This is a genomic window from Phytoactinopolyspora limicola (assembly GCF_011320225.1).
In the GTDB taxonomy this organism is placed as follows: Bacteria; Actinomycetota; Actinomycetes; order Jiangellales; family Jiangellaceae; genus Phytoactinopolyspora; species Phytoactinopolyspora limicola.
On record NZ_JAAOEN010000002.1, the window covers coordinates 697,112 to 710,493 of the forward strand.

Annotated in this window: 8 protein-coding genes; 4 read left to right on the plus strand and 4 right to left on the minus strand. The window is 68.7% G+C overall.

The features are described from left to right. The first annotated feature begins 72 nt into the window (after positions 1 to 72). Positions 73 to 525, plus strand: coding sequence for a metallopeptidase family protein (locus G8760_RS08905; protein WP_166349865.1), 453 nt, complete (start codon positions 73 to 75; stop codon positions 523 to 525). A 671-nt stretch (positions 526 to 1,196) separates the two neighbouring features. Here G8760_RS08905 and G8760_RS08910 read toward each other — a convergent pair. The 4 genes from G8760_RS08910 to G8760_RS08925 form a co-directional block, all read right to left on the minus strand. After that, a complete protein-coding gene (locus G8760_RS08910; RefSeq protein ID WP_166349867.1) occupies positions 1,197 to 2,717 on the minus strand; it encodes a DUF5719 family protein in 1,521 nt (506 codons plus the stop codon). Next, positions 2,717 to 6,616, minus strand: a complete 3,900-nt coding sequence (locus G8760_RS08915; RefSeq protein WP_166349869.1) for a glycosyltransferase — start codon at positions 6,614 to 6,616, stop codon at positions 2,717 to 2,719. Before G8760_RS08915 ends, G8760_RS08910 begins: the two co-directional genes overlap by 1 nt. A gap of 165 nt (positions 6,617 to 6,781) precedes the next feature. Beyond that, positions 6,782 to 7,048: a WhiB family transcriptional regulator gene (locus G8760_RS08920; RefSeq protein WP_166349871.1), complete on the minus strand. Its 267-nt coding sequence runs from the start codon at positions 7,046 to 7,048 to the stop codon at positions 6,782 to 6,784. A gap of 181 nt (positions 7,049 to 7,229) precedes the next feature. Then, positions 7,230 to 7,802, minus strand: coding sequence for a TetR/AcrR family transcriptional regulator (locus G8760_RS08925; RefSeq protein WP_343074383.1), 573 nt, complete (start codon positions 7,800 to 7,802; stop codon positions 7,230 to 7,232). A 309-nt stretch (positions 7,803 to 8,111) separates the two neighbouring features. On the opposite strand from G8760_RS08925, the gene G8760_RS08930 reads away from it, so the two are divergent. The 3 genes from G8760_RS08930 to betT are packed head-to-tail and all read left to right on the plus strand — an operon-like array spanning position 8,112 to position 13,303. Further along, positions 8,112 to 9,602: an aldehyde dehydrogenase family protein gene (locus G8760_RS08930; protein WP_166349875.1), complete on the plus strand. Its 1,491-nt coding sequence runs from the start codon at positions 8,112 to 8,114 to the stop codon at positions 9,600 to 9,602. Next, positions 9,595 to 11,250, plus strand: coding sequence for a choline dehydrogenase (betA, locus tag G8760_RS08935; protein ID WP_166349878.1), 1,656 nt, complete (start codon positions 9,595 to 9,597; stop codon positions 11,248 to 11,250). The genes G8760_RS08930 and betA overlap by 8 nt, the downstream gene beginning before the upstream one ends. Positions 11,251 to 11,254: 4 nt before the next feature. Next, entirely contained in the window at positions 11,255 to 13,303 is a 2,049-nt protein-coding gene (gene betT, locus G8760_RS08940; protein ID WP_207782167.1) for a choline BCCT transporter BetT, read from the plus strand. Positions 13,304 to 13,382 lie beyond the last annotated feature (79 nt).

Here is a 13,382-nt window from a genome sequence, read left to right on the forward strand (position 1 = left end):
AGGCCACACGCGGTCCGCGACCGGACAGCCACCACCCACGTCGAGCGTCACCAAGTTGCTAGTCTGCCCACTGTGAGTCATCCCAGCGGCGATACCCCTCGAGCGGGCCTGCCCCGCCTTCGCCGGGATCGGCACGGACACGGCCTACGCGCGCCGCTAGCCCCGGCAGGATCACCAGTCAACCGGTCCCGCGCGCAGCGTTTCGACGATCTCGTCGTCGAGACTGTCGACCGGCTCCCCGCTCGGTGGCGCGAACGCCTGGCGAAAGTGGAATTCGCCGTCGAAGACGTTCCCACGCTCGACGATTGGAACCATGACTGGATCCCCTTGGCCCGGGCATTCGCCGGCACTGGGGCCCTACCTGCGCGCATCGTCGTCTTCCGCCGCCCCATCGAAACCCGGGCCGGTGCCACCGACCGAACCCGCGAGCTCCTGCGCGATGTCGTGGCTGAACAGGTCGCCGAGATGTTCGGCGCCGAGCCACACGAGGTAGACCCGTCGTATGGAAGCGGCCGCGCCCACTGACCGCTGGCGGCACCGCGCTGCGCGCATTCACCCCATCGCAGCGCCGCTGCTGCCACAACTGTCCGGCATGCCGCTCCCCCGGTGATCACAGTGCCCCCCCAACGTTCCATGAGTGTGGCATCGCGCACTCCGCTACCGCCAGATGGGGTTAAGGGCCAGATTCGGGCTTGAACGCCATCTGGCGGTAGCGGAGTGCGGGGCAGCACGGGCTTCGGCGCGATGGAGCGTGGCGCGTGTCCGGGCGACCATAAGGAGGCTTGCTGCGACATTCCCCCGGGCACAAGGACGCTTACTGTCGCCAGAGCGACAACAAGGAGGCTTACTGCACACGGCGGCGCGCCGTAAGGAAGCTTGTTGCAGCCGACAGACTTGGCACGGGCTACTGCCCACCACCGTGATGACCGGCGGCCGCCGAGACCAACGCCCACGATGAACGCGGCAATATCGGGCACCACACGTAGCCGACGGACCTGGCACGGGCTATTGCTCACCCACTGACGATCAGATGCATCAACCAGCCGAGAGGTTGCGTTCATGCATCTGATCGCCGCGCGTCCACATCACGGGACGCGATCAGATGCACCCCGGTCGGCCATCGCCCGCGCTCAGCACACCTGATCGCCGCCTGAAAAAAGATCAGGTGACAAAACGGAGATCAGGTGCGCAACGGGTTAGTTGGCGGAGGGGTCGAGGACGCCTGGAAGTTCACCGACGACCCGAGGGACGCTGACCTGCAGGGCTGGCGACGGAAGGGGCAGCAGGTCGAGATACGCGCCATCGTCGGCGCTGGCCGACATCTCCCTGGCCACGATGATCGTGTCGGCTTGCGCCGGCTCGACGACCACGGTGGCGAAGGATGCGTCCTCCGGCCGCTCGAGCTCCACCGAGACAGTGCCGCCACCAGGAACGTCGACGTCTTCCTCGTCGACCACCTCGCCGTCGTCGTCGAGCATGCGAAGGGTCACCCGGGTACTGGACGTCTCGATGGAGCTGATGTGCAGCCGGGTCTCGAACCCACTCGTCGCCCGGCCGAACAGGGCAGCCGTGGTGCCGGACAGCGGTGTGGTCGCCGCCGTGTAGGCGAGATCGGGCAGTCCGTCGTCGGGATCGTCCACGACCCGCACCGACGCGGTGACCGGTTCGTCGCTGTCCAGTTCGATGGCGACGGGGTCGTCGGCGAGCCCGGCGAGGTCCATCTCGTAGACGCTGCCTGCCGGTACGGTGATCACCTCGTTGTCCACGGGCGCGAATGGGCCACCTGCCCCGAACATCCGCACGGCGACGATCGCGTCGGTGTTTCCCGGCGCCAGCACCCGCAGCACTCGATCGCCGTGGTCGGGTATCCCCGGGATCACCACTGTCTCGGCGGGCGTACTGGCGGCTGGAACGTAACTCATACCCATCGGGGTCGTCTCGTCGGTCTCGCGTACTTCCAAAGCCGCCGAGACCCGCCCCTGACTGGTGGTGATCTCCACTCCGACCCGCGCCGAGTCGGGAGCCAGCGCGTCAAGCAGCAACACCTGCTGGCTGCGGGCGGGCACCCCGATGCCCTGGGTGGCAGGTGCGTCGATCGGGCCGGCTTCATCCCACAACCGAACGTTGACGACCGCGGCAACCGACGTCGGGTTGGCGAGAATAAGCCGACCGCGTTTGCCGACCTCTCCGGATCCGCCGACGAACCAGTGTTCGCGTGCGGCCGGCGTACAGGCGACGGTGCTGAGTCCGCGCAGATCGATCTCGCCGACGAGCATGGACTGTTCGGCGACCAGCCCGGGCGCCAACGCCGCGGCGCCCTCGACCGCTATCGAGGTCCCCTCGTCGATCTCTACCCGGACGCGTTCGAGTACACCGCGCCCGTCGACGGTGAGTATGGGTTCGGCCGGCTCGGTCGGTTCCGGAGTCGGCTCGGGGGTTGCGCCCGGTTCCGGGGCGAATCCGAGAGCCCGCGCGGTGATGGGTGCGGGTTCGTCGTCAGCCACCGCATCGACCCCTGGCAGCGCGTACACACCCACGTGGGACCGGGCTTCTTCCTCGCCGCCAGCGAATGGGCACACTAGGGTGCTACGCACGACCGGCTCCAGGACTTCCGGGTGTTCTTCCACGACGGAGTCCGGCGCCCCAACCAGCGATGCCGCCCCTAGCGCACCGGCTGTCACAGCGGCCACCACCAGGGCGGTCAGTCCGCTACGCATCAAACATCACCGCCGCGGTCCTCCTCATCACGTCTGCGGGCACGGCGCCCACCGGACTGCCCGGACCTGCGTCGGCCCGCGGCCCGGCGCCCCCGGTAAGTCGAGCTGTCGTCGTCGGGCGGGCCATTGGATGGCGCGTCCGACGGCACGTCAGCCTGGGTGTGCGCAGGTACGTCCCCCTCGGTGTGCGCACGCACGTCCGACGGTTGCTCGGGCCTCGCTCGCCGCGCCCGGCGCCCCCGGTAACGTCCTCCCGCCGGATCGGCCCCGGTGTCGTCGTCCAGCGAATGACCAACCGTCTCGGGCGCAGGCTCCGGCGCCGGTTCGGACTCCGGCCCAGCGGGCCCCCCTCGTCTCGCCGGAGCCGGCGTCATCGGCACCGACGGGTCGGGCCGGTCAGGGGCCGGCCATCCTCGGTCTGGCCGCTCAGGGGCGGGCGCCAGGGCAGGCGGCAGGGCAGGCGGCTGGGTTGGCGGCGCCTCCATCGGCTCCGGGTGGACCGGTGTTGTCATGGGTGGTGCACCCGCCGGCACCAGGTGGCGCTCCGGCTCAGCCGGAACTCGGGGCAGGTTCGGCGATGTCGGGTCGTCCGGGTCGAGCTCGGATGCGTGTTCGACGGCCCCACGCTCCCGCCGCATCCCCGGCAGAGCCAGCACGATCGCCAGGACAACCGCGCCGAGTTGGATCAGCAACACCCCGGCCCGACGCGGCCCTTGATGGGACAGTTGCAGTTCGCCGCCGTCGGGCCCGAGGACGAACGCCTGTGCCCACTCGTCGTGGACCACCGGCTGCAAGGCGACCCCGTCCAGGGTCGCCGACCAGCCTGCGTCGGCAAGTTCGGACAGCACCAGCAGCCGGCCGTCGGCACCATCGGGTACGGTGGCGCTCGCATCGATCTCGCCGCTGTCGATGACCACGCGTTCGGTCTCGGCTGGCTCCGCGGCGTCGTCGTCGGCGGCGGGCTCGGCGATCCAGATCCGCCCGACCGGCTCGTCGACGCGCCACATCGCGGCGCCTTCTGGTGCGCTGGCCCGGACCAGGCCGGGCACGGTGTCGAGAGTGTCGGCAAGCTCACGGTCGAACGGCGCGGTCAGGTAGATGTACTTGGCGGCGAACTCGGCCAGCCGGGCGCCGTCAGCTCCGCCCCGGCCGGAGACGATGTCGGCCACGACCTCATCGACGGGGCCGTACTCTTCCGGTGGCGGGCCCATCTCGGCGTCACCCAGCCGCGGCCCCGAAGCGCGCAGCAGGGCATAGGTGACCCGGCCGTCGTCGGCCCGGCTGAGCACCAGCGTACGTATCCGTTCCGGCTGCATGGCCTCGTCGGAGATGTACGCGGGCAGCACCCGGGGATCGCGCCGTTCCAGCGGGTCGTCGGCGCCGCGGGCCACCCACCACACCGATGCGACCAACGGGACTAGTAGAGCCGCGCTGGTGGCCAGCGCGACGAATGGCTGTCGCCAGCCGAAGGTGCTCTGGGAGAGCCACGCGCGGGCTCCCTCGCCTCCGACGACGGCCGCCACGATCAACGCACCGCCGACGACGATCGCGGGGAAACCGGGCCATCCGGACACCGGTGTCTGCAAGGTCGGTCCGGTGACGGGAATCCTGGACACCAGGACGCCGAACGCCAGCGCCACCCCAAGAACCGTCCAGGCCGCCGCGACCACCAGGCGACGTTGCGGGCGGAACAACGCCGCCCAGCCAGCCAGCACCAGACCGGCGCCGAGCCAGATCGGTGCCCCTCCGGGGCCACCCGGGTGCTGCAACAGCACCGACCACGGGGCCAGGGCGTCACTGGACAACCCGGGACCAGGCATCCCCGCCTCGGTGAACAGAAGCACGGGCGTGTCGAGCACGCTCCCGCTCCACGGAACCAGGACGACGGGAGCGACCCCAACGACGATCGCCATCCTGATGGCGTTGGCGCCGCTGCGGAAGACCGTGGCCACCGCGACGATGCCCAACGCGAGGACCAGGAGCCACGCCATGGGGACGAACGCCGCCATCAGGGCGAGGATGAGGCCAGCGCTCCACGCCGCCCGCAAAGGCCCTGGTTCGCCGGGCTGGCCGAGCGTTCGGTACAACGCGAGAACCAGCAGCGGCGCCAGGACCGCCGCGACGACAGTGCCGAGTCGGCCGGCGGCGAGAGCACCGGTGACGGCCGGCAGTAGGGCGTAACCGACCGACCCCCACAGCCGCAACCACCGGCCGGCGACCAAGCGGCGCAGCAGGAGGTAGGCGGTGATGCCGGCCAGCGGCACGGCCGCCAGCATGAGCAGGTCGATCGCCAGCGCGGGGCTACGCACCACCCAGCCGAGCGCCGCCACGACAGCGAGGTACGGCGGGGCCGGCGTGGGGCTGCCGAGACCGACGCCATGCCATGACTCGGTGTAGGACTGCCACAAGCCACCGATGTCGCTGACCACGGGGAGCAGCGCTCCGCCGATGAGCCGGCCGCCACCGATCAGGTCCCGCGCGGCGAGGATGGTGACCAGCACCAGAGCGGTGACGGACAGCACCAGCGGATGGAGGATGAGCCGGATGAGGAAGGCGTCGTCGGTGTCGGGTGTGTCGTCGGTTTCGGTGGTAGCCGCCCGCCGTTGCGAACCGGGGACGTCATGACCGGATCCCGAGCCGGTGATCAGCGCCAGTAGGTTCTCGCCGGCATGGCGCAGTTGCTGGCCCCGGGCTGGGAACAGATGCCGCAACTGCCCATGTGACCTGCGCCGGGTGCGCCGGCGCCGGGTCCGCCCGCGGACCAGCCGGTCCGGGCGACCCAGCACCGCGAGCACGGCGCCGAGCTCCTCGGCGGCGAGCGCCGGCTGTTTGCCGAACAGGAATCCGAACGACCGGGCTATCCCGCCGCCGAGCAGCCGAAGGAACAGCAGCGGCAGGTAGAGCACCGGCGAGTTGACCAGCAGGACGTAGAGCGCGTTGCGGCGGTCGGCCAGGTGCGGGCGGTACCGGGTGGCGCCGAGCCGGCGCCGGCCGTGTGCGGCCGCCTCGGCGTGTTCGACGGCGGCTCCAGGGCTGACGACGACGGCGTGCCCGGCCTGGTTGGCGCGCCAGCCGAAGTCGATGTCGTCCCGGAAGACCGATAGCAGCGGGTCGAATCCGCCGAGTTCGTCCCAGACGTCGCGGCGAACGAGCATGCCGGCGCTACCAACAGCGAGGACGTCACGGATGGTGTCGTGCTGGCCTTGGTCGTATTCCCGGCGGTCCAGCCCGGTGTGCCGTCGGCCACCACCGGAGATGGTCACGCCGACCTCGAGCAGCTGTCGGTCGCCCCGCCAGCCGAGCACCTTGGGCCCGACGATCCCGGCATCCGGGCGGCGCACGGCGGTCTCCAGCAGGTGCACCAGGGCGTCCGGAGCGGGCGCGCTGTCGTCGTGCAACAACCAGATCCACTCGGTGCGGCCGGTGTCGACCGCGCCGGTACGGCGGGTGGCGGCGAGCATCTCGTCGGCTGCGTGAACCCCACGGGCCACCGCGGCGCCGAAACCCGTCGTGCGGGGGGCCGTGACCACCGCGGGGGCACCGAGGGCGGATGTGAGCAGCTGAGGTGTCTCGTCCCGGCTGCCGGTATCAACACCGATGATGCGGTTGGGTGCGTAGGTCAGCGCGCCGAGCGCCTCGAGCGTGCGAGGTAGCCAACGCCCGCCGTTGTGTGCCACGAGGATCGTGGTGACGTCATGCCCGTGCAGATCGGCGGCGCTCACCGGGGGTTCATAGGTGGCTTCGCCAGCGAAGGCGTCGAGAGCGTCGTCGATCCCGTACCCGGGGTCTTCGTAGACGCTCCGGTTGGCGTCGGGGCCCGACGCCGTTGCGGAGGTGGTTGGGCCGTGGCCGCCGGTCACGTGGCCATCGGAGGGTGAGTGGTATTGGTCGGTTGCCATGCCTCGTCGTCGGTTCCACCGGTGTCAGCGTTGATGGTGTGCTGGCGCACTGATACGCCGATCGCCAACCTTACGCCGAGATTGGCGAAAGAGCCGCACGGAACCAGTGGCGCCACTCATCGACGCTGGTGGGACACCGCACGATCGGGCGATCGGACCGGCTGTTCAGCCGGCCCGTTTCTTCAGCTTGCGTCGCTCCCGCTCGGATAGCCCGCCCCAGATGCCGAATCTTTCATCGTGGGCCAACGCGTATTCCAGGCACTCGTCCTGTACCTCACAGGACAGACACACCCGCTTGGCCTCCCGCGTAGAGCCGCCCTTCTCGGGAAAGAACGCCTCTGGATCGGTTTGTGCGCACAGGGCGCGCTCCTGCCAGCTCGCCTCCTCGGCTTCGCCTCCGAGCAGGAGGTCTAACTCTTGCCACTCACTCACATGGCTCGCCTCCTTCGACCGCTTCCGGCCCTCAGGCCGGCCCCCGTGGTGCTCCGTGGTGGTCGAGGCCTCGGAACACCAAAACGACACGTACGAAATTACATGGCTGAGATACGTGCGCGTCAAGCGGAACCGTGCTAAATATCTTCGGTTCACGTTCGGCAAGTACGGACGAACCAGCTCATCTACCCTCAGGACGGCGCCCATCCAGTGCACGATCGATGAGCCGCGCGATCTCCTTTTCGTCCGGCACGTCGGCCACGAGGACCACCTGCATCAGCAGCCCACAGAGCAGGATAGCCACCATCTTGCCGGTGAGTGAGTCGGTCCGGGCCTGGAGCACCTCGGCCAAGGCGTTGTCCCAGTCCACGGCCGCCTGGCGGAGGTGCGGACGGTGCAGAGCGAGCGCGTAGAGGTTGTACTCCGCCATCGTGTCGGCGCGATTCTCCCGGACCGACCGGATGACGAACGCCGCCAATTCGCGCGCGAGGTCGGCCGCGGGGTCGAGTGATCTCTCCCACGCGCGCAGCTGGGCCACGCTGCGTTCAGCTGCTTTTTCCAGGGCGGCCGCCACGAGATCGTCCAGTGTGGCGAAATGGTAGGTGGTCGACCCGAGGGGCACACCGGCGGCCGCGGCCACTTTGCGGTGAGTGAGCCCGTCCACGCCGTGCTCGGCGATGACGGCGATAGCCGCGCGAGCGATGCGGTCGCGCCGGTGCGGGTCGGTGGGCCCGCGGCCGCGCCGCCCCGGCAGCGAGCCACCAGCGGGGTTATCCGGCGAGCCACCAGCAGGGCCATCGTCGCCAGGACTCGGTGTCACCCGCTCCACGGTATCGCCTGCACTCACTGCCTTCTCCCCGCCATCCCTCCGGCTGAGCCGAGAGATCACCCGCTCCGGCGTCACCAAGCCGGGGTTCGGTCTCGATGGCGACGTGACCCCAACACGATCATGAACGCAGGTGCGCGGCCGGGCAAGAATATGGACAACAGTACACAAATTATGTACGCTCGTCCGCATCTTGTGATGTAGAACACGCGGCTGCACGAAAGCGGGGACATCCACATGCAGGATCTATTCGTCGACGGGCAGTGGGTCGGGTCGACCGGATCCGGGCCGGGGCGGGTGATCCTCAACCCGTTCGACGGAAGCGAACTCGCCACGGTGACCGAGGCCGGTGCGGACGACGTCCACGCCGCCGTTCGCGCCGCCCGCACCGCGTTCGACAGCGGCCCGTGGCGCTCCACTACCGCGCGGCACCGCGGCGAACTGCTCCGCGCCATCTCCGCTCTCCTCGTTCGCGACCGCGCGGAGATCGCCCGAATCGAAAGCCTGGACACCGGCAAAACCCTCACCGAGGGCGGTATCGACGTCGACGACGTCGCAGCCGTGTTCCGTTACTACGCCGGTCTGGCCGACACCGACGCCGGACGGGTCGTCGACACCGGCAACCCGGACGTCGTCAGCCGGGTAGTCCACGAACCGGTCGGAGTCTGCGCCCTCATCACCCCGTGGAACTATCCCTTGCTTCAACTCTCCTGGAAGCTGGCCCCGGCTCTCGCCGCCGGTAACACCGTGGTGATCAAACCCAGCGAGGTCACGCCGCTGTCCAGCATCCACCTGGTGCGGCTCGTGGACGAGGTGGGTTTCCCGGCCGGCGTCGTCAACCTGGTCCTAGGAGCCGGAGCCACCACGGGAGCCGCACTCGTCGAACATCCACACGTCGATCTCATCTCGTTCACCGGCGGCCTGGCCACCGGCCGGGCGATCATGGCCGCTGCCGCCGCCGACGTCAAGCGGATAGCGCTGGAGCTCGGCGGCAAGAATCCGAACGTCGTCTTCGCCGACACCGACTTCGACACCGCCGTCGACTACGCGCTCATGGCGGCATTCCTCCACTCGGGCCAGGTGTGCTCCGCGGGGTCCCGGCTGATCGTCGAGTCGTCCATCCACGACAGTTTCGTCGCCGAACTGGCCCGTCGCGCCGACGCGATCCAACTCGGCAACGGCCTCGACGAGACGACGGAGTGCGGCCCCCTCGTGTCGAGCGAGCATCGGGCGAAGGTCGAGGCCCACATCGAACGGGCACTGGCCGACGGCGCCCGGTTGGTTACGGGTGGCCGGCGGCCGGAGGACCCAACTCTGGCCAACGGCTACTTCCTGCGCCCGACGATTTTCGCTGACTGCCGCTCCGACCTGGCCATCGTTCAGGACGAGGTCTTCGGACCCGTCGTCACCGTCGAGCGCTTCGACACCGAGGACGAAGCCATCCGGCTGGCCAACAACACCAGCTACGGCCTGGCCGGTGCCGTATGGACCAACGATGCCTCACGCGCACAGCGGGTGGCCGGCGCGCTCCGACACGGCACGGTGTGGATCAACGACTTCCACCCCTACGTCCCCCAAGCCGAATGGGGCGGGTTCGGCAAGTCCGGCATCGGCCGCGAACTGGGGCCGTCCGGGCTCGACGAGTACCGCGAAACCAAACACGTCTACCAGAACACGCGGCCGGCCCCGCAACGTTGGTTCGCCGGAGGGGAGAACCGCGATGGGTGAGTACTTCGACTATGTCATCGTCGGGGGCGGCTCGGCCGGTTGTGTACTCGCCAACCGGCTCAGCGCCGATCCGGGGACGTCGGTACTGGTCCTCGAGGCCGGCCGGCCGGACTGGATCTGGGACGTCTTCATCCATATGCCGGCCGCTCTGACCATGGTGATCGGCAACCGGTTCTATGACTGGAAGTACGTATCCGAACCCGAGCCGTACATGGGTGGGCGGCGGGTCAGCCACGGCCGCGGCAAGGTGCTCGGCGGATCCAGCTCCATCAACGGGATGATCTTCCAACGCGGAAACCCCTTGGATCTGGAACGGTGGGCCGCCGACCCGGGCATGCAGACGTGGGACTACGCCCATTGCCTGCCGTACTTCAAGCGGATGGAGCACTGCGCCGCCGGTGCCGACGAGTGGCGCGGTCAGGGTGGGCCGTTGTGGCTGGAACGTGGTCCGGCCGTCAACCCGCTGTTCCGGGCGTTTCTGGATGCCGCTCAACAGGCCGGGTACCCGCTGACGTCCGACGTCAACGGCTACCAGCAGGAAGGTTTCGCCCGGTTCGACCGCACCATCCGCAACGGCCGCCGCTGGTCGGCGGCGCGGGCCTACCTGCACCCGGTCAAGAAGCGCCGCAACCTCACCGTCCGGTGCCTGGCCCTCGCCCACCGCGTGGTGTTCCAGGGCACCCGGGCGGTGGGCGTCGAATACAGCCGCCCCGGTGGGCGCAACCACCGGGTGCATGCCGGCGAGGTGATCCTCTCCGGCGGTGCGATCAACACGCCACAGCTGCTGCAACTGTCCGGCGTCGGCAACCCCGCCGAATTGAGCCGGCTTGGTATCAATCCAGTACAGGCGCTGCCCGGCGTCGGCGAGAACCTCCAGGACCACCTGGAGGTATACGTCCAGCACGCGTGTACCCAGCCGATCTCGTTCAATCCGGCGCTCAAGCTGGTCAACCGGCCGAAGATCGGGTTGCAGTGGTTGCTCTCCCGGCGCGGCCCGGCCGCCACCAACCACTTCGAGGCCGGCGGCTTCGTCCGCGGGAACGACGACGTGGACTACCCCAACCTGATGTTCCACTTCCTGCCGATCGCGGTGCGCTACGACGGCACACCCGTCGACGCGGAACACGGGTATCAGGTGCATATCGGACCCATGTACTCCGACGTCCGTGGCAGCGTCAAGATCACGTCGACCAATCCCCGGCGCCACCCGGCCCTGCGATTCAACTACCTATCCACGGAGAACGACCGCAAGGAGTGGGTCGAAGCGATCCGGGTCGCCCGGGAGATCCTCGCCCAGCCGGCGTTCGGCGACTTCGACGGCGGAGAGCTTTCTCCCGGGCCGGCGGTCCGGACCGACGAGGAGATTCTCGAGTGGGTCGCACGCGACGCCGAGACCGCCTACCACCCGTCGTGTACCGCGCGGATGGGCGTCGACGAGATGTCCGTCGTCGATCCGTCGTCGATGGCGGTCCACGGGCTCGACGGCCTGCGCGTCGCCGACGCCTCGGCGATGCCCTACCTCACCAACGGCAACATCTACGCCCCGGTGATCATGCTGGCCGAGAAGGCCGCCGATCTCATCATGGGCAACCCGCCGCTGCCGGCGGCGCCGACCGAGTTCTACCGACATCGCGCACAGAAAGGGTGAACCCGTGGAGTCAGGTCAACGGCCCGCCGAGCCAGTCCCCACCACCACGGCCGATTCGGTCCCTACACGAAACCGCATCAACCCGCTGGTGTTCTTCGGGTCGTCCGCGCTGATCGTCGCGCTGTCGGTGTGGGCGATCATCACACCCGACGGTGCGGCCAACGCCATCGGGGCGGTCGTCGAGCGCATCTCCCACGGCTTCGGCTGGTACTACTTCCTGGCCGCGACGCTGTTCCTCGTCTTCGTGGTGTTCATCGCCGTCTCCCGCTACGGCAAGATCAAGCTGGGACCACAGCACTCCACCCCCGACTACAGTCTGTTCGCCTGGGCGGCCATGCTGTTCGCCGCGGGAATCGGCATCGACCTGATGTTCTTCTCGGTCGCCGGCCCGGTCACGCACTACCTGGCCCCGCCGGAAGGTGACCCAGAGACTATCGAGGCGGCCCGCCAGGGCATCGTGTGGACGCTATTCCACTACGGGATCACCGGCTGGGCGATGTACGCGCTGATGGGAATGGCGCTGGGGTACTTCGCGTTCCGGTACCGGTTGCCGCTATCCATCCGCTCCGCGTTGTTCCCCCTCATCGGCCAACGCATCCACGGACGGATCGGCGATGCCGTGGATCTCGCCGCGGTCATCGGCACCATCTTCGGCATCGCCGTTTCACTCGGCATCGGGGTCGTCCAACTGAACTTCGGGCTGAACTTCCTCTTCGACGTCCCGGTCGGCACGGCCGCGCAAATCGCGCTGATCACGGTGGCGGTGCTGATGGCCACGGTGTCCGCCGTCGCCGGCGTCGACAAGGGCATCCGCCGTCTCTCCGAGCTCAACGTCGTGCTGGCGATCGGCCTAATGATCTACGTCGCTATCTACGAAGACCCGATCGAACTCCTCAACGGCCTGGTCATGAACATCGGCGACTACGCCAGCCGGTTCCCCGGCATGACCATGAACACCTTCGCCTACGACCCACCCACCGAGTGGCTCAACGACTGGACGTTGTTCTTCTGGGCCTGGTGGATCGCCTGGGCGCCGTTCGTCGGCCTGTTCCTGGCCCGGATCTCGCGCGGACGCACCATCCGGCAGTTCGTGTCGGCCACTCTTGTGGTGCCGTTCCTGTTCACGTTGTCCTTCCTGTCGATCTTCGGCAACAGCGCACTCAGCATCGTGCGCGGCGGGAACACAGAGTTCGGCGAGACCGCCATGGACACCCCGGAGGAGGGCTTCTACACCCTGCTCGACCAATACCCCGGCGTCACGTTCAGCGCTGGTCTGGCCACGTTCGTCGGCCTGCTGTTCTACGTGACCTCCGCCGACTCCGGCGCCCTCGTCATGGGCAACTTCACCTCCCGGCTGGGCTCGTCGGCCACCGACGCCTCACGCTGGGTGCGGATCTTCTGGGCCGCCGCGACCGGCCTGCTGACCCTGGCGATGCTGCTGGTGGGCGGGGTGGACGCGTTGACCAGCGCCACGATCATCATGGGCCTGCCGTTCTCCTTCGTCATGTTCATGGTCATGTGGGGGCTGTACCGGGCGCTGCGGGTCGAACGGTTCCGCGAGGACGCGATCCGCACCAGCCTGCCGTCGTCGCTGTCGGAGCGCACGACGATGGAACCGCGCAGCGTGCACCGCAGCTGGCGGCAACGGCTGGCCCGGGTGATGAGCTACCCGGACCGGCACACGGCCGACCGATTCGTGGAGCAGGTCAGCCGGCCGGCTCTGCACGAGGTCGCCGACGAGCTCCGGGAACGGGGGGCCCACGCGTCGGTCACCGAGGGGATGGTGGACACCGTTGGTCTGCCGCATCTGGAGCTACGGATCCGGTGCGGAGACCAGGAAGATTTCACCTATCGGCTGTGGCCGTCGGAAAGCAGCGTTCCGTCGTTCGCTCCACGCCGGCTCGGCGCCGCGGAAAAGTACGTCCGATATGAAGTCTTCCTGTCCGAGGGCAGCCAGGAGTACGACGTCATGGGCTACAGCAAGGAGCAGCTCATCGGCGATGTCCTCGACCAGTACGAGCGACACCTCGAGTTCCTCCGCCTCACCCCCTGACCCCGACCACCCCCATCTTCTGCGACGTGTCAGGCCGAAAACGGGGTGGGCGGACCGGATAGCCCGCGTGGGGTAGCGT

Excerpts from the sequence above, each read along its gene's own strand:
- G8760_RS08910 (WP_166349867.1), bottom strand. The coding sequence starts at position 2,717 with ATGCGTAGCGGACTGACCGCCCTGGTGGTGGCCGCTGTGACAGCCGGT.
- G8760_RS08915 (WP_166349869.1), bottom strand. The coding sequence starts at position 6,616 with ATGGCAACCGACCAATACCACTCACCCTCCGATGGCCACGTGACCGGC.
- G8760_RS08930 (WP_166349875.1), top strand. The coding sequence starts at position 8,112 with ATGCAGGATCTATTCGTCGACGGGCAGTGGGTCGGGTCGACCGGATCC.
- betA (WP_166349878.1), top strand. The coding sequence starts at position 9,595 with ATGGGTGAGTACTTCGACTATGTCATCGTCGGGGGCGGCTCGGCCGGT.